The sequence below is a fragment of the Bacteroides mucinivorans genome (assembly GCF_034654355.2).
Lineage (GTDB): Bacteria > Bacteroidota > Bacteroidia > Bacteroidales > Bacteroidaceae > Bacteroides > Bacteroides nordii.
Genome location: NZ_CP178179.1, coordinates 3,034,552 through 3,051,552 on the forward strand (window position 1 = coordinate 3,034,552; position 17,001 = coordinate 3,051,552).

Genomic DNA, 17,001 nt, shown 5'->3' on the forward strand with positions numbered 1-17,001 from the left:
AAATAGAGCTCAAAAAGGGGACTTTGTATGAAATAAGATGAAAAAAAGATTGGATATAGAACATATATAAAAGATAAATACGCAGATAAGCAATAACATAACCTTATATTTTTTACTAAATGGCAGAAACAATGCGAATATTATATTTGAAAGGGGATACCCCCTGTTACAATTATCCAAAATGCATCCGGGAAGGATTTTCATATTACAAATTTTGTAAAATAGAAATGGATGAAGATCCCAATGAGACTGATTGTATTTGGTTTGTAACGGAAGGAGAACTGGAGGTATCCTGCAACGGAGAAAAAACAAAGATTTTGGCCGGTAATATGATTTGTTTCAGCAGGGGAAGCATATGCAGGATATTCTCACGGGGAAAAGCGACTGTTGTCATTGCACAATTTGACAACATCGTCCAAAGTTGTGAAAAGATATTATTCTCACAGCTTAACAGTCTGAGTTTCCCGGGTGAAAAAGCAATATATCCACTTGAAATTAGAACCAGATTACAAATGTTTCTCAAGCTTTTAATAGGCTATCTGAAGGATGGAGCCAATTGCGTTCATTTTCATGAAACAAAGCTGAAAGAGCTGTTCTGGAACATACAGTTTTATTATACTAAAACGGAACAAGTTTCCTTTTTCCGTCCTATATTGGGGAATGAGCATGAATTCAAAAAGAAGGTGCTTGATAATTACAGAAATGCCAGGACAGTAAAGGAACTTGCCCGCCTATGCGGAAGTTCTCTTTCTACTTTTAACAGGAAATTTTTAAAAGAGTTCAGAGAGCCTGCGAGTGAGTGGTTGCAGAAACAAATAAACACTATTATTAAATATAAATTAGCTGATGAGGATATACCGATAGGGAATATAGCTGATGAATTACATTTTTCTTCACATGCCCAATTTTGTAGATACTGTAAAAGGAACTTCGGATATACTCCCGGAGAATGGAGAAAACTACTGAAAAATAGTGATAAAACTCCAGAGAGGCTATCCGGAAGAATGTAATTGAGTGAAAAAGATAAAAAAAAGACTTGTTATGATAATTATAGTTAATTGACATCTGTCTAACTTTGCGACCGAAATTTCAATGTTGTCATAATATTATTTTTTGCAAATAAAAACAGCCTATTAATAGGCTTTCCACTCTCTGTCATGGAGAATACAAGAGCATGCTTGCAAATATATCATATCCCCAATTAAATAGGACACCATAACTATAAAATTAACATATATTATCTGCTATGTGATTATTCACTTCGTCCAGTACCGACCGGTCAAGTTCCTTCAGATAAATTCTGGTCACTTTCTCCGAAGAATGCCCCAAACATTCACTGATGGTATGAAGCGGGGTACCGTTTTCACGGGCCATTGTTGCCCAGCAGTGACGGGCAGCATGCAGACGCAAAGGAATATTTATATCGATTCTTTGGGAAATCTTTTTCAGTGCATACCTTATCTTGTTATAAGCTTTTTTATACCCCGAATAAGGAGTTTCAGATTCATCAACCAGAGGGAAAAGATAGTCACCCGAAGTATCTCCATACCTTTCCAGCAAACTCTGTATCTGCCGGTTAATACCTATTTCAAGCAACTGGCCGGTCTTCTGCCTTCTATAGCGGATTACCCCGGGAAAAATATCGCTCTTTTTTAGAAAAGCAATATCTACGAATGACATTCCGCGAGTATAGATACTGAACATAAAAACATCTCTGGCCAAGCATTCCGGTGTTCCGACTGAAAGTGACAGGTTGGCAAGAGACTTCACCTGATTCATAGGAAGACTTTGTTTGACGGTCTTTTCAGACCGGATTCTGATATTGCAAAAAGGTGAAGGAAATACCAGATTCAATTCAAGACATCCACGCCTGTATACCGCTTTCATATTATGTAAATAAAACCCTATCGTATTCTTGCCCACACCGGCCTCCAGGAGAGTGTCACGATACTTAATGACAAGGCGGGAAGAAAGATGTGCAAATGGAAAATCAGTCTTACACAAATGTTTTTGCATGGAATGCAGGGTCGCCTCATACGCTTTTGCCGTCCCTTCATGCCCGGTGTCGAAAAGCACACGGATTCTCTCACGGAAATAGCTGTAAAAACCCACTTTACCAGTCAGGGTTTCATAGACTCTGGCTATATCACATGTCGTATATTCATTACCCTCCCTTTCCAATATGCCTATGGCTTTATCCAAGATTTTACAAATTTTCCGGCATGTACGGTTCATGCGTCGGACAGTTTCCATGGTATATGCACCATTAAAGAGTACTCGTCCGCTAAAAGAATCAAACTCACAGGGGGTAATGCTGTATCCTGTATAAAAAACTTTCTTTTTCCGTTTATGAAGGACCTGCACAGCCAATGGATAGGCCCCGCGACTATTACACCGCCCCTTTACTAATACCGTTTTTACTGTTGCCATAACTATAAATACATTACAAATGATTATATGAATTAACTGTTTGCATAAAAAAATGCAAAAATCGCATGAAAGAAGCAAAACAGCAAACAAAACACCATATGAATCGAATTGGGTAAGTTGATATTTTATCAACAATGTTAACTGTATTAAAATATGTTTCCAGGTAGAATTGCAACAATTTGAAACAAGCTATTACTGTTTTCGACTTAAATTTCTAAATTTGCAGTCATAAAAGATTTTTGGCAGAATAAAAGTGAGTATAAAATTATAAATAAAAGTTATATGGGAATCAAGAATCTAATAACACTCTTATCTTTTTTATTCGTCTTATTCTCCTGCGAAAAAGAAGAATTTGAACCGGAAATTAATCAAAGAACCACCTTTATGTATTTCCCATGGTCCGAGGATTTAATAGACTATTTCTATAACAATATTTCTGATATGGAATATGCCATAAAAGAAACAAGCTTGAAGAATGAAAGAGTGATTGTTTTTCTTTCTACAAGTTCCATCAAAGCCCAAATGTTTGAAATTATTCTGAAAAATGGAAATTGTATCCATTCCATTTTGAAAGAATACGAAAATCCCCAATTTACCATAGAACCTGTATTAACAGATATTCTCAATGATATGAAGACATTTGCCCCGGCAAAGTCCTATTCCATGATTATAGGTTGCCATGGTATGGGATGGCTGCTTGTTAATGGCAGCAAGTCAAGAATGTTGCAGGATTTCAGGCATCACTGGGAATACAAGAATGTACCTCAAACACGTTTCTTTGGCGGGCTATCCGCCGAATACCAAACAGATATAAAAACCCTTTCCAACAGTATAAAAAATAGTGGATTATCTATGGAATATATCTTATTCGACGATTGCTATATGTCCTCCTTAGAGACTGCGTACGAGCTACGTCATATAACAGATTACATAATAGCTTGCCCCACGGAAATAATGGCATTCGGCATGCCTTATTCCACAATGGGAAAACATCTTTTATCAAGAGAACCAAATTATAAGGCGGCATGTGATGCTTTCCATCAATTTTATTCCACCTATCAATATCCTTATGGAACTTTAGCCGTAACAAACTGTAGCGAATTAGATAATTTGGCGGCACTGATGAAACGAATAAACCAACAATACATATTTGATAATACCCAAGAAGGTTTTGTACAGCCTATGGATGGATACAGTCCTGTTATTTTTTACGATTACGGGGATTATGTAAAAGTATTATGTAAAAACGACAGCACTCTGCTGTTACAATTTTCTGAAACTTTAAACAAAGTAGTTCCTTACAAAACACACACAGAAAAATATTACTCAGCAAGCCGTGGTGCAGTGCCAATAAATTCATATTCTGGAATAACAACATCTGAACCAAGCCATAATGTTAAAGCAAATGATTATAATCAAACGCTATGGTATCAGGATACTCATTAAAATTATTCCCGGCATCTCGTCAACTACATATATAGTGATAAAATGACAAAGTGGATAATCCACCAAAAAAAATAACATTTTTTCTTATTTACCGAAAACCAGCCAACAAATCATAAACTATTTGTCTGGGGCACAAAGATCAAAAATACAGTACGAGCAAACCGAATAGAGGATCTTTGTGCCCCGGAGGATGAAACCTTCCCTTACAAATTGGCATGTGGAGTTAGCTCTATGGAGGAAAATAGAAAAATACGAGATTCGGCTTTGAAGAATCTTCCCCATGTGTCAGATACAAAATTTATTTCGAATGCAGAGGCACACTACCCGCCAATATCTTCCTAAACACTCTATTTGCCGTCTAAACGTCCAATTGATTGATCAATCAATATTGATATGCTTCCGAAAGAAAAACGTTTCAAAATTTCATATTTTCAGAAAAGCTGGTATTTTTGCCTGTGAAAAAGTTTTCCAATAGTAATGCAACACAAAATGATAAAAATAGGACGGTCGCTAAAACATTACTTTTTTCTATAATCCGATACTAAAACAACAAATATTCAAATAGTTGAATAAATCAATCACTGTTTGAAATAAAAAGTTGTATAAATAAAAAGGCAGAAAAGCTGTGAGAATCTCCCATTGGTCAATAATTAAATACAGACAAAGCAACAATAGCCATCCCCAAAATTACAGTATGGTACTACCCTGATAAATAAGGCAAGGATATATTTGCTGTTGTTTAAGCATTTATTCTATTAACTATTCTTAGTTTTATCTCGAAGGAAAACATTTCATGACTCCCGGAAAAGTCACAATATCAAAAAAAACTGGCCGATACCCATGGGATACTTTTCTTGATAATCCTCCTACCCCACCGTATTCTCTGTCATGTACTCAAAAACGGGACCGTTCTTTTCCGGCCCGCCGTTCGGATCATCTAAAATATCCGATGAATGATTCTTCCGCAACGTCTTGATGTTGCCTGCGATGTATAAAACGAATCACACAGAATAGGAAACAGGAGACATTTCATGCCAACCGGTAGCCACTTGTACCCGATCGTCACGTTCCCTCTCGTCCTACAACCACTTAAGCCTACCTTCGTACCGCAATTAACTTTATTGTTTCACAATTTAATCCGATTGATTTATGGACAATCTCAAAGATTTCAAGAACGAGGCATTGGTAGTCACCAACGCCTCCGACGGTAACACGCCGCACATCGTTCAGGGTATTGAGCCTGACGGTTCACTCCGCACCAAACCGCTGGCACAGGCAAAGCCCTCCGAGACTTTTCTGCACATCGACCGCAACGAGTCCGTGATCGGGACGTTTTTCTCCAACATGAACCGCCAGTATGATCGACCGTCGGACTTCCGCTTCTACCACCTGCCGGTGGAAATGTTATCCGCAGCCAAAGAGCTGGTGGAAATATTCAAGTTTCCCAAAGAGAACGAACAGCTTCTTTCCAGTTACGCCATTGACATCCGGCAACCGGCACAGGAGCAGAGCATCACAGGCGACACTCCGCAACAGACCACCCGTTGGGGAGTGGACGAGGTGGATTGGCAGCAGCTCGCACGCATGGGCGTAACTCCCGAATCGTTGGGCGAAACGGGCATACAACGCCTGCTGAACGGCCACGAGTCCGCAGTCCTCGACATCAGGATCTCCTTCGAGGGTATCGACTTTGAAACGCCGGCCTGCATTCGTCTGGTGGAATCAGCCGGCGGCAAACCGGTCCTGAACGTGGAATGCTGCAAGCGGTATCCCGAACTGGACCGGCCGTACATGGGTACGGAGCTTTCTCCCGAAGTGAAAGAGAATCTTTCCAGGAGCAACAATGCCGGTTGTGTCGTTGAGCTGGAACTTGCCAGAGGAGTGCGTGAATCGTGTCTGCTCTCGCTCAATCCCAAAACCAACCGCCTGCACCATGTTCCGGTCAGTGAAATCACCATACCGCAGGAAGTGAACCGGGTACGACTCTCCGACGACCAGACCACAAGGCTGGCACGGGGCGAGTCCGTGCTGGTTGAGAACATGTGGTCCGAAAAGAAACAGGGATATTACGACGCACGCCTCCAGTATAACGTCTGCAAGGGCGGCTTCACTTATGACTTCAGGGGACTGAATCGCAAACAGGCGCAATCAGAGACACAGATGCGAAGCCGTGAACTGGTCATACCACAGGTGCTCAAAGGCGTCGGGCTGACACCCGAGGTACGGGAGAAGTTAGCCGCCGGCAAGACAGTCCATATCAAGAACATGACCGACAACGAGGGAAACTTGTTCAGTGCTTTCGTCCGTGTCAACCACGAGCGGGCAAAGTTCGATTTCTTCAAATGGAACCCGGACAAGAGCAAAAAGCAGGGACAGTCGCAACAGGCGGCCGTCCGTCAGGACAGCACGAAGCCGGAAAACACCGTCAGCCAGAACCGCCCGGTACAGAAAACCGATAAGAAAGGAGTATCCATTTAACCATTCACATAAATAATACATTATATATGAAAGTTATCATTGCAGAAAAGCCCAGCGTGGCGCAGGCCATAGCGTCCGTAGTGGGCGCACGCCAACGGAAAGAGGGGTATCTAATGGGGGACGGATATGCCGTGGCATGGGCATTCGGGCATCTGGTCGGTCTTGCCATGCCCGAAAGTTACGGTCTCTCCGGTTTCCGTCGGGAACACCTGCCCATATTGCCACAAGAGTTCAGGCTTGTTCCCCGTCAGGTGCGAGAGGGTAAGGCTTACAAGGACGATCCCGGAGTCGTCAGGCAATTGGGAGTGATCCGGGAGCTGTTCGACAGATGCGAATCCATCATCGTCGCCACCGACGCTGGTCGTGAGGGTGAGTTGATTTTCCGTTACGTGTACAACTATCTCGGTTGTACCAAGCCCTTTGCCCGTCTGTGGATCTCTTCGCTCACCGACAAGGCCATCCGTGAGGGGTTGCAAAATCTTAGGGAGGGAAGTCTTTACGACAACCTTTACCTCTCCGCCAAAGCCCGCAGCGAGGCGGACTGGCTCGTGGGCATCAACAGTTCTCAGGCACTCAGCCTTGCCGCCGGACAGGGCGTGTTCTCCCTGGGACGGGTGCAGACACCCACATTGGCGATGATCTGCTCACGCTACCGGGAGAACAGGCAGTTCGAGTCCCGGACATATTTCCGGATAAAGGTTTCGGTCTCTAAAAACGGCATCGACTTTTCCGCACTCTCACAGAACCGCTTCGATGATCTTGATTCGGCCACTGCCAGGCTTCGTGAGATTAAGGACGGCGGTATGCTTGCCGTCACTTCCGTAGAACGCAGGGAGGCCGTTCAAGAGCCGCCGCTGCTCTATGACCTGACCGCCTTGCAGAAAGAGGCCAACAGCAAACTGGACTTCTCCGCAGACAAGACGCTCACGCTTGCGCAAAGCCTGTACGAGAAGAAAGTGCTAAGCTATCCACGTACCGGCAGCCGTTATATATCCGAGGATGTTTTCGACGAGATCCCCTCGCGCATAATGCTCCTGCGGCAATATCCACGTTTCACCGCCACCGCATCCGTCTTGCCGGACGCACCGCTCAACCGCCGTCCGGTAGATGATGCCAAAGTCACCGACCACCATGCGCTTCTCATCACCGAGAACCTGCCCGAAGGTCTGTCGCAGGACGAGCAGGCTATCTATGAAATGGTTGCCGCACGCCTGCTCGAAGCCTTCTTGCCATGTTGCGTCAAGGAAATGACCGAAGTTGCCTTGTCCGCAGGCGGTGAGATATTCACCCTCAAGAGTGCGGTCATCAAGTCCGCCGGTTGGCGTGCCGTGTGTGGCGAGCCGGAAGAGGAGGCGGAGGAAACCACGTTGCCGGGACTGCAAACGGGTGAAACCCTGCCACTGCTCGCCTCCGAAACAGTGGAGAAACAGACCAAGCCCAAACCACTGCATACCGAGAGTTCACTGCTCTCCGCCATGGAGCATTGCGGCAAAGAGATCAGCGACGAACAACTGCGTGCCGGAATCCGTGAGATCGGTATCGGCACTCCGGCCACTCGTGCAGCTGTCATCGAAACATTGTTTGCCCGTGACTATATACGCCGGGACAAGAAGAACCTTGTGCCTACCGAAAAAGGACTGGCGGTTTACGATACGGTAAAGGACAAAAAGATTGCCGACGTCGAAATGACAGCGGCGTGGGAGAACACCCTCGCCAAAATAGAAACCGGAGAGGCCGATGCCTTCTCTTTCCGCCGGAACATAGAGGTCTATACCGCACAGATCGTTACCGAACTGCTGGCCGCCACCCTTGATGTCGCTCCTTCAGGAGAGCAATGCACTTGTCCCAAGTGCAGGAAGAGCCGCATCCTGTTCTTCGACAAGGTTGCCAAATGCGCCGATGTCGATTGCAGCTTCACCCTGTTCCGTAACAAGGGAGGTAAGATACTGACCGACGGACAGATCATCGAGCTGGCGACCAAAGGCCGCACTCCTCTTGTCAAAGGCTTCAAGAGCCGTGAGGGCAAGAGCTTCGATGCCGCACTGGTGCTTAATCCTGACTTTACCATAAGTTACTCCTTCCCGGACAGGAAACCGCAGGAAAAGAAAAGCGGCAGGAAGAAATAACCCGTCCGAATTGTATCACTTAATAATCCGATAATTATATGAATCAGAATAAATCCAATGTGCCGGTATCCGTAGCGGAAGAACCGGATGAATTATCTTACTACCGTCTTACCCTGTTGTCCTTCCTGCGTGAGTCGCATCCGGACTTGGCGGATGACGGGTCTTTCGTCACCATCCGCAGCGATCAGGCCGCCGAAGCCTTCAGCGCAGCCATCCGTTCCGGCCTGACCTACGACGATGCGGCGCAACAGGCGAACGCCCTGCTTTTTCAGGGGTTGCATTTCTCACCTTTGGACACGCTGGTCACCGTCCTCTGGAACGAGTTCGCCGCCGAAGTCCCCGAAGGCAGCGCACGCAGCGTGGCCTTGCAGTTGCTTCCCGAATGCCGGAAGGCCTTCTCCGGCTATACGCTCTCGGATGATTTCATGTTCAGCCCGGAGTTCGAGCAGCTCTATGACGAGCTGACAGGTACGGTTGTAATCTGGCTGGAAGAGAATGGCTTATAATAAAAAGGCACATCTCAGGGACAATATAGAGGCAATCCGGCTGATGTTCCGTTTGGAGAAGGAACAACGCACCGCCACACCGGAGGAAGCGGGCACACTCGCCGCCTACTCCGGGTTCGGAGGTATCAAGGCGGTTCTTTCCCCTTTCGGGAAACTCACCGACATACTCCGCTGGACACAGGCCGACCGTGAACTGTTCCCCCTGGTTACGGAACTTCACAACGTCCTGCATGACGGAGCCGCTGACGAACGTGAATACAAGCGACTGGTGGAAAGCGTGAAGGCATCCACCTTCACCGCTTTCTACACACCGCCGGCGATTGTCAATGCCATTGCCTCTTCTTTGGGCGAACACGGAGTGTCGCCCGGCCGTTTCCTCGATCCTTCATCGGGAACCGGCAATTTTGTTTCAGCCTTCCAACCGCAATTCCACTCCGCAGCCGGCAACGGCCCCGAAATTGTCGCCTATGAAAAGGATTTGCTTACCGGCCGCATCCTCGCCCGGCTCCATCCCGAAGCACAGGTCAATATCAAGGGCTTCGAGGAACTGCCCCCGCATCGCAACGGCTATTTCGACGTGGTGAGCAGCAACATCCCCTTCGGCGACATACGTGTTTTCGACCCGTCCTTCGACAACGGCACGGCCAGGCGTTTTGCGCTGAACAGCCTGCACAACTATTTCTTCGCCAAAGGGCTGGATGCCGTCCGTGAGGGAGGCATCCTTGCCTTCATCACCTCGCAGGGGGTGATGAACTCCGCTATGGCCTATCCCGTAAGGCAATACCTGATGAACCAATCCCGGCTGTTATCGGCTGTCCGCCTGCCCAACAACCTCTTTACAGATTATGCCGGTACGGAGGTGGGCAGCGACCTGGTCATCTTGCAGAAGGACACACTTTCCCAAAGGGAATACACCCCGCTCGAACGGTCTTTCGTCGAAGTCGGCACGCAGGCCGACGGGACAACACAGAACGAGTATTTCGAGCATACCGCCGCCATTGTGCATACACGTGCCCATGTCGGTACCGATCCCTACGGAAAGCCGGCACGCATCTACCTGCATGACGGGGGTATGGAAGCCATCGCCGCCGACATGAAGTATTTCCTTGACCGCAACCTCTCGGAACAGCTCGACCTGGACCTGTATCTCCGCCATTCACCCGTGCAGGAGTTCCGCAATCTGGTGAGCCGTCCGGCAGAAACCATGTCGCAACGCATCGCACAGGTGCGGGAAATCAACCGGTCCGGTAACATGAACGGACATTCCACTTCAGTGGATCGACAGACGGTACAGGTGGAGCGTGGGACTCTCACGCCGGAGCAACCGTCAGCGGAAGCCCGGCCAACCGCCGCAAAGACCACGCCGGAGCCGGTCATGTCCCTGTACGACCTTTTCGGCTTCACCCAAGAGGAGCGTTCACAGGTCAGAAAAAGGAAAACAAGGCGCAAAAAGGAGGACTCCGGACAATTGTCCCTCTTCGATATGCCGCCGTTGGAGCAACATTCCGCCATGCAGACCGTCCCGACCGAACCGGCTCCCCAAGAGAAAGAGCGGCAGGAGCAGGAACGTCAGGAACGGGAACGCCGCCGGCAGGAGGAAGAGGCCGCACGTCAGGAGCGCATGAAGCCCCGTCCTTATCCGGCCGACCTACAGGGGCACCACCGTAACGGCTCTCTTGTGGACGACGACGGGCAGATAGGCTACCTTTCCGCCATCGGCGAGGCCGCACCGGTATTCAACCCGTTGGATCTGCCCGAACGCCAGCGACGCCGTGCGTCGCTATACATCGAGATACGTGACACCTACCATCACCTGTACGAGAACGAAGCCGCCACCCATGCCGAAAATCCGGCGTTGCGCACCATGCTCAACACCCTTTACGATGATTTCATCCGTCAGTTCGGCAACCTGAACGACAAGAAGAACATCGACCTGTTCCGCATGGATGCGGGCAACCGTGAGATACTGTCGCTGGAGCGTTACATCGACGGCCGGGCGGTCAAGGCCGACATCTTCGACCATCCCGTTTCGTACAACATCAACGAGATCACCCATACCGACGACGTGCACGAGGCGCTCACCGCCTCGCTCAACAAGTATGGCAACGTGAACATGTCGTACATGGAGTCCCTGACCGACAAGTCGCAGTCCGCCCTGTTGGAAGAACTGCGTGGGCGGATATTTTACAATCCCCTCTCGAAGAACTACGAGATTGCCGACCGTTTCATTTCCGGCAACGTCATGGCCAAAGCCGAACATATCGAAGAATATTTGCAGTCGCATCCCGACAACGGCGAGACCCGTATTTCTCTCGAAGCCTTGCGGCAGTCGCTTCCCACGCCCATACCTTTCGAGGATCTGGATTTTAATTTCGGCGAGCGTTGGATACCGGCGGCGGTTTACAGCCGCTATGCCTCATGGCTGTTCGATACAGATGTGTCCGTCCGCTATACCGCCAGCAGCGACGAGTACAGCATCAGGGCCGACATGACCTCCCCACGCATCATGAACCAATATTCGGTGCGTTCGGAAAGCCGCATCTTCAACGGCATCGCCCTTATGCGCCATGCCATCCACAACACCACGCCCAACATCACCAAAACCGTCTTGGACAAAGCGGGCAACGAGATGAAGATACGTGATCCCGAAGTCACCTTGCTCGCCAACAGCAAGATTGACGAGATCCGTAACGGCTTCTCCGACTGGCTCATGGAGCAGTCACCGGAGTTCAAGCGGAAAATGGCGGACATGTACAACCGCAAGTTCAATTGCTTCGTCCGTCCCAAGTACGACGGATCGCACCAGAGCTTTCCCGGCCTCGACCTCAAGGGCTTGGGCATTCCCGACCTGTACCCCAGCCAGAAGGACTGCATCTGGATGCTCAAGCAGAACGGAGGGGGGATCGCCGATCACGAGGTGGGCGGCGGCAAGACGCTCATCATGTGCTGTGCCGCCTACGAGATGAAACGTCTGGGACTGGCGAACAAGCCCCTTATCACCGGCCTGAAGGCGAATATTCACGAGATCGCACAGACTTTCGCCACCGCCTACCCCAACGCCAAAGTCCTCTATCCCGGCAAGGAGGACTTCACGCCGGAACGCCGTGTCGAGATCTTCCATCAGATGAAGAACAACGACTGGGATGCCATCATCCTCTCGCACGAGCAGTTCGGCATGATACCACAGTCCCCCGAAATCCAGCGTGACATCTTGCAGCAGGAGCTGGACAGCGTGGAAGAGAATCTCGAAGTCCTCTACCAGCAGGGTGCGGAAGTAAGCAACGCACAGATCAAGGGCATGGAGAAGCGTAAGATGAACCTTGAGGCCAGACTGAAAGGGCTGCTCCACGAGATCGAGACCCGCAAGGACGACGTGGCGGACTTCAAGCGCATGGGCATCGACCACCTCTTTGTCGATGAATCGCACCGGTTCAAGAACCTGATGTTCACCACCCGGCACGACCGTGTGGCGGGGCTGGGAAACAGCGAGGGCAGCCAACGTGCGCTCAACATGCTGTTCGCCCTGCGTACTATCCAGCAGCGCACCGGCAAGGATTTGGGAGCCACCTTCCTGTCGGGAACCACTATTTCCAACTCGCTGACCGAACTGTACCTGCTCTTCAAGTACCTGCGTCCCAAGGAGTTGGAGCGTCAGGGGATCAACTCCTTTGATGCATGGGCGGCGGTATTTGCCCGAAAGTCCGTCGATTACGAGTTCTCCGTCACCAACGAGGTGGTGCAGAAAGAGCGTTTCCGTTACTTTATCAAGGTTCCGGAACTTGCCTCGTTCTATTCTGAAATTACCGACTTCCGTACCGCAGCCGACATCGGCATCGACCGGCCGGAGAAGAACGAGATACTGCACAACATCCCCCCGACGCCCGACCAGAGGGAGTTCATACAGAAGCTCATCGAGTTCGCCAAGACCGGCAATGCCACCGTACTGGGCCGCCCGCCACTGAACGAGAGGGAGGAGAAGGCGAAGATGCTCATCGCCACCGACTACGCCCGAAAGATGTCGCTCGACATGCGGCTCATCGATCCGCTGTCCTATGGCGACGACAAGGACAACAAGGCCACCCATTGCGCCGATATGATTGCGAAGTATTACAATAAATACGCCGGGCACAAAGGGACGCAGTTCGTCTTTTCGGACTTGGGAACTTACAAGCCCGACCAGTGGAATCCGTACAGCGAGATCAAGCGCAAGTTGGTGGAGGATCACGGCATCCCCGAAGACCAGATACGTTTCATTCAGGAAGCCAAGACCGAGAAGAAACGCAAGGCGATGATCGAGGCGATGAACGAGGGAAAGATACGTGTTCTCTTCGGCTCTACTGAAATGCTGGGCACGGGAGTCAACGCCCAGAAGCGGTGTGTCGCCATCCATCACCTCGACGCACCGTGGCGGCCTTCGGACTTGCAGCAGCGGAACGGTCGGGGTATCCGCAAGGGAAACGAAGTGGCCAAGCTCTATGCGGACAACAAGGTGGACGTAATAATCTACGCCGTGGAGAAGTCGCTTGACAGCTACAAGTTCAACCTGCTCTACAACAAGCAGCTTTTCATCACCCAGCTCAAACAGAACAACATGGGCTGCCGTACCATCGACGAGGGAGGCATGGACGAGAAGGGAGGCATACCCTTCTCCGAATACGTGGCGGTGCTCTCCGGAAATACCGACCTGCTCGACAAGGCACGGTTGGAGAAACGGATTGCCGGCATGGAAGGCGAGCGCAAAGCCTTCCAGCGTGGCAAGGGAGAATCACGCATCAAACTGGAAACTTTCCTGGCGAACCGGGCAAGCAACGATGACATTATCGCCCGCGTCAGGAAGGACAAGGCCGCCATCGAGAGCCGTATGCAGTACGACAAGGAGGGCAACAGGCTCAACCCCTTGAAAATTGACGGCGTGGCAAGCGATGATCCGAAAGTGATTGCCGCCAAGCTCCACGAGATAGAGGACAGGGAACGCACGCACGGCCAGCCGAAGGTCATCGGCTCGCTCTATGGTTTCGACATCGTTGTCAAGACCGATACCACCGTCAAGGACGGTCTGGACTTCTGCGAGAACCGTTTTTTCGTGCGTGGCGAAGGCAACTTCCTCTACAACTACAACAACGGGCGTCTGGCGATCGATCCGAAAACCGCCTGCCAGAACTTCATCAACGCCTTCGACAGCATCCCCCGCCTGATAGAGAAATACACGAGGGACAACGAAGCCATTGAGAAGGAACTCCCCGTCCTGGAACAGGTCGTCGAGGAAGTCTGGAAAAAGGAGGACGAGCTGAAGCAGCTCAAAGCCGACCTTGCCGCCCTTGACCGTAAGATACTGCTCTCCCTCAAATCAGTGGATACACAGGAAAAGAACAACGACGGAGTGATCGAAGTCGTGCCCTCCCAACCGGTAACACCCGACGGACAGGATAACGCCCCCGTCGCCGGCATCCCCGTCGTCGATGCTCCGCCCGGCAGTCCCTCACCGAACAGTGTCCCCACACAGGACACGCCCCCAGCCGAGCCTTATGTCCACCGGATGCCCGACTTCCTTACCGACAGGCAGCGCACTCCGCCCAAACTAAGCGGAATGCCCCAAAGCATCAGCATCAAAGAGGCAATGGATACACTCGACGGCAAGCTCGTCATCGGAGGTGTCCCCAAACTCGGCAACAAAGACGATCCCGATCCTGACCAGCCCGAAAAGCCCAAACCCAAGCTGAAGTTATAGTTCCTGTAACCGAAGCCATAAAAACAACCCCACCCCGCCGGCTTCCAACGAAGCAGCGAAGTGGGGTTTATACTATACATATAACCAAAATTTTACCGTTGTAAACTTTACGGCGGTAAAATTTCAACTTATACGAAGTTAAAAAAACATATATTATTCCTTATATATACTCAAACCCTTGTTTAGAACAAAAGGAATATCTATATTTGCAGTGTCATCGCTCGAAGAACGAAGGACTTGGTTGCCCGCATTACCGTAAATGCGGTTTTTTTATGCCCTTATTTTTCCCTGTTTATATATTTGTTTTGATAATAAGGTTGATTATCGCAATCAACACAGAATCCTGTAATTAATGCGTAATCCGGTTGTATGTATTCAACTATAACAATATATTGTTTGCCCCTGTACCAATAATAGTCACGAAGAGTTCCGTCATCTTCAATATACTGAAAATAAGTAATGCGCTTATCTTCTTTATTCTCTAAAATAGGTCTTATCCAATGTACCCTATTGGCTCTTTCTTCACGAAACTCCCGTATTTTCCCAGAAGTTTTATACCTTCCACCTTTGATAGTACGAGTAATCACGTGAACAAACTTCTCATAGTACCGTTCAAAATCAACGGGAAGATTGTCTTTTTTGCTATTTTTATACAAATACGGTTTCACTTTTAAAGGAATACCATCAATGATTACGGTATTCTCAAAAAAATCCCGATGAAAAATGGCATAAAGTTCATCCATTTTTTCCTGTTCCGTTTCCGCAACCCCGTCTGCAAAATACGGTTTTAAAGCTCCTAATTCATCTGCCACTGTCATTGCGCTTACGAGGTTGGTGATCAAAAATATTAAATTTGATTTCTCCCGGTTCTGTGCCTTCATCCAAAACATAACCAGATTTCATTTCAATATAGTTGATCAGTTCTTTTTTTGCCAGGCTGCCATCTTTCTTCAAGTGAAGGCCTCTCGCTTTATAAGTTACTGCACCTATGAAAAAATCCGCTAACTGTATAAATTGTGATTCGTGAGAACGTATATGCTGAAAAGAAAGAAAAGGCGATTTACCATGAAACTTATTAGAGAATACCTCTTGGATTTTATTAAGTTTTGCACGTCCTTTCGTATCTTTTATATCTAAAAACACACGGTAATTATTCATTGCAGAAGGATTGGTGTATGGATTGACAAGCAAGTAATAAATCATTTTATAGTAAAAATTATCATGCTCGCCGTTATTGAAAGACAAATTGTCTAAACGGTCTTTGTACTTAACAAGAATACATCTGAACTCCATGTTTGAATCAAAAAAGTAATCTATAAGTTCTTTATACATATCAATATGGGTGTTACTGATTGTATTCCATTTTATCTCATGTAAAATATTATGCCTTCGTTTAATCGCTTTTATGCATTGTTTCATTTCTTCAGTCTGTTCCTTTGGCACCTTTATATAACCAATACACATGACAGGAAAATGATCATGTTCTAAATGACAGCTTTCATCTATATAGAATGTTAATTGTTCTTTATTCATAAGGTTGCTATATATTATTCCTTCCAATTATAATTACTGAATTCTCCATTTTCTCGCTTCGGGTAATACTTGCTTATCTATCTTTACATTGTAGAAGGTAAGAGGGTTTAGTGTATTCCATAATGGCAATGCTTTGTTTGTACCGTATATGCTCTCAACCATCGCTCCAAGTAAAGCACGCACCATTGGAGGATATTTTTTTGCAAGCATAAGTAGCTCATCCCTATCTTTTTTATCCAAATTCTGAATAATAGTCATTATACACTTACATAATTGGCTGGTAGTCGTATCCGGTATTTCTTTTATAAACTTAATGGCATCCAATAGCTGCAATAAAGGTATATTTTCCTTTGTTATGGGATTAGATTGAATCACGAAACTAATCGTGAACATTCCTCTTACCGTTTTGTTTTTACGTACATTTGTGCCAATTTGGATGATATTCGGCACTTGTGTAGTCAATCCTAATCGATTAAAAGCTAAGTATCCAGTCATATAACCAATAACTTCTCCATCCTTCTCAAGAAAGTCTTTTACAACTTCTTCTAACTTAGGCTTTAGCGTTCCAAAAGCACTTTTTTTAGGTTTATAGAAACGTCCTTTTGAGATTTTGGCAATAATACCTTCAGCTACTAAACGATTTAAGATTTTGATAACTCTTTCACTCCGTTCTGGAGACAAATTTAAATCTTGATATGTAAAAACATAATCAGACTCAATATTTTCAATTCTTTGTCGAATTTCCTTTATCATT

The 17,001-nt window shown here is 47.6% G+C and carries 10 protein-coding genes; 6 read left to right on the plus strand and 4 right to left on the minus strand.

Going from position 1 to position 17,001, the window contains the following annotated elements; all coding sequences use genetic code 11:
- The first annotated feature begins 131 nt into the window (after positions 1 to 131).
- A complete protein-coding gene (locus tag VCM39_RS11485) occupies positions 132 to 1,010 on the plus strand; it encodes an AraC family transcriptional regulator (protein ID WP_005800233.1) in 879 nt (292 codons plus the stop codon).
- Between the two features lie 217 nt (positions 1,011 to 1,227).
- Here VCM39_RS11485 and VCM39_RS11490 read toward each other — a convergent pair whose 3' ends face one another.
- The gene (locus VCM39_RS11490; RefSeq protein WP_005800235.1) at positions 1,228 to 2,430 is read right to left on the minus strand and encodes a site-specific integrase; all 1,203 of its coding nucleotides are present in this window, start codon (positions 2,428 to 2,430) and stop codon (positions 1,228 to 1,230) included.
- 282 nt (positions 2,431 to 2,712) lie between these two features.
- On the opposite strand from VCM39_RS11490, the gene VCM39_RS11495 reads away from it, so the two are divergent.
- The 5 genes from VCM39_RS11495 to VCM39_RS11515 all read left to right on the plus strand — a co-directional run bounded on the left by VCM39_RS11495 (position 2,713) and on the right by VCM39_RS11515 (position 14,714).
- The gene (locus tag VCM39_RS11495) at positions 2,713 to 3,876 is read left to right on the plus strand and encodes a clostripain-related cysteine peptidase (protein ID WP_196031160.1); all 1,164 of its coding nucleotides are present in this window, start codon (positions 2,713 to 2,715) and stop codon (positions 3,874 to 3,876) included.
- A 1,149-nt stretch (positions 3,877 to 5,025) separates the two neighbouring features.
- A complete protein-coding gene (locus tag VCM39_RS11500) occupies positions 5,026 to 6,354 on the plus strand; it encodes a DUF3945 domain-containing protein (RefSeq protein WP_032846520.1) in 1,329 nt (442 codons plus the stop codon).
- A 26-nt stretch (positions 6,355 to 6,380) separates the two neighbouring features.
- Positions 6,381 to 8,480, plus strand: a complete 2,100-nt coding sequence (locus tag VCM39_RS11505) for a type IA DNA topoisomerase (protein WP_122139712.1) — start codon at positions 6,381 to 6,383, stop codon at positions 8,478 to 8,480.
- A 38-nt stretch (positions 8,481 to 8,518) separates the two neighbouring features.
- Positions 8,519 to 8,986, plus strand: coding sequence for a DUF1896 domain-containing protein (locus tag VCM39_RS11510; RefSeq protein WP_014298776.1), 468 nt, complete (start codon positions 8,519 to 8,521; stop codon positions 8,984 to 8,986).
- The gene (locus VCM39_RS11515) at positions 8,976 to 14,714 is read left to right on the plus strand and encodes an N-6 DNA methylase (RefSeq protein ID WP_322932645.1); all 5,739 of its coding nucleotides are present in this window, start codon (positions 8,976 to 8,978) and stop codon (positions 14,712 to 14,714) included. The genes VCM39_RS11510 and VCM39_RS11515 overlap by 11 nt, the downstream gene beginning before the upstream one ends.
- Positions 14,715 to 14,992: 278 nt before the next feature.
- Here the strand turns inward: VCM39_RS11515 and VCM39_RS11520 are convergent, their stop codons facing one another.
- From VCM39_RS11520 to VCM39_RS11530, 3 genes are read right to left on the minus strand one after another with little or no spacing between them, the layout of a single operon-like run.
- A complete protein-coding gene (locus VCM39_RS11520; RefSeq protein ID WP_032588449.1) occupies positions 14,993 to 15,532 on the minus strand; it encodes a hypothetical protein in 540 nt (179 codons plus the stop codon).
- Positions 15,516 to 16,247, minus strand: a complete 732-nt coding sequence (locus VCM39_RS11525) for a DUF3800 domain-containing protein (protein WP_032588447.1) — start codon at positions 16,245 to 16,247, stop codon at positions 15,516 to 15,518. The genes VCM39_RS11520 and VCM39_RS11525 overlap by 17 nt, the downstream gene beginning before the upstream one ends.
- Before the next feature lie 33 nt (positions 16,248 to 16,280).
- Complete coding sequence (locus VCM39_RS11530; protein ID WP_055299803.1) at positions 16,281 to 17,000, minus strand: DUF6088 family protein; 720 nt, start codon at positions 16,998 to 17,000, stop codon at positions 16,281 to 16,283.
- Position 17,001 lies beyond the last annotated feature (1 nt).

Excerpts from the sequence above, each read along its gene's own strand:
- VCM39_RS11485 (WP_005800233.1), top strand. The coding sequence starts at position 132 with ATGCGAATATTATATTTGAAAGGGGATACCCCCTGTTACAATTATCCA.
- VCM39_RS11490 (WP_005800235.1), bottom strand. The coding sequence starts at position 2,430 with ATGGCAACAGTAAAAACGGTATTAGTAAAGGGGCGGTGTAATAGTCGC.
- VCM39_RS11495 (WP_196031160.1), top strand. The coding sequence starts at position 2,713 with ATGGGAATCAAGAATCTAATAACACTCTTATCTTTTTTATTCGTCTTA.
- VCM39_RS11500 (WP_032846520.1), top strand. The coding sequence starts at position 5,026 with ATGGACAATCTCAAAGATTTCAAGAACGAGGCATTGGTAGTCACCAAC.
- VCM39_RS11505 (WP_122139712.1), top strand. The coding sequence starts at position 6,381 with ATGAAAGTTATCATTGCAGAAAAGCCCAGCGTGGCGCAGGCCATAGCG.
- VCM39_RS11510 (WP_014298776.1), top strand. The coding sequence starts at position 8,519 with ATGAATCAGAATAAATCCAATGTGCCGGTATCCGTAGCGGAAGAACCG.
- VCM39_RS11515 (WP_322932645.1), top strand. The coding sequence starts at position 8,976 with ATGGCTTATAATAAAAAGGCACATCTCAGGGACAATATAGAGGCAATC.
- VCM39_RS11520 (WP_032588449.1), bottom strand. The coding sequence starts at position 15,532 with ATGACAGTGGCAGATGAATTAGGAGCTTTAAAACCGTATTTTGCAGAC.
- VCM39_RS11525 (WP_032588447.1), bottom strand. The coding sequence starts at position 16,247 with ATGAATAAAGAACAATTAACATTCTATATAGATGAAAGCTGTCATTTA.
- VCM39_RS11530 (WP_055299803.1), bottom strand. The coding sequence starts at position 17,000 with ATGATAAAGGAAATTCGACAAAGAATTGAAAATATTGAGTCTGATTAT.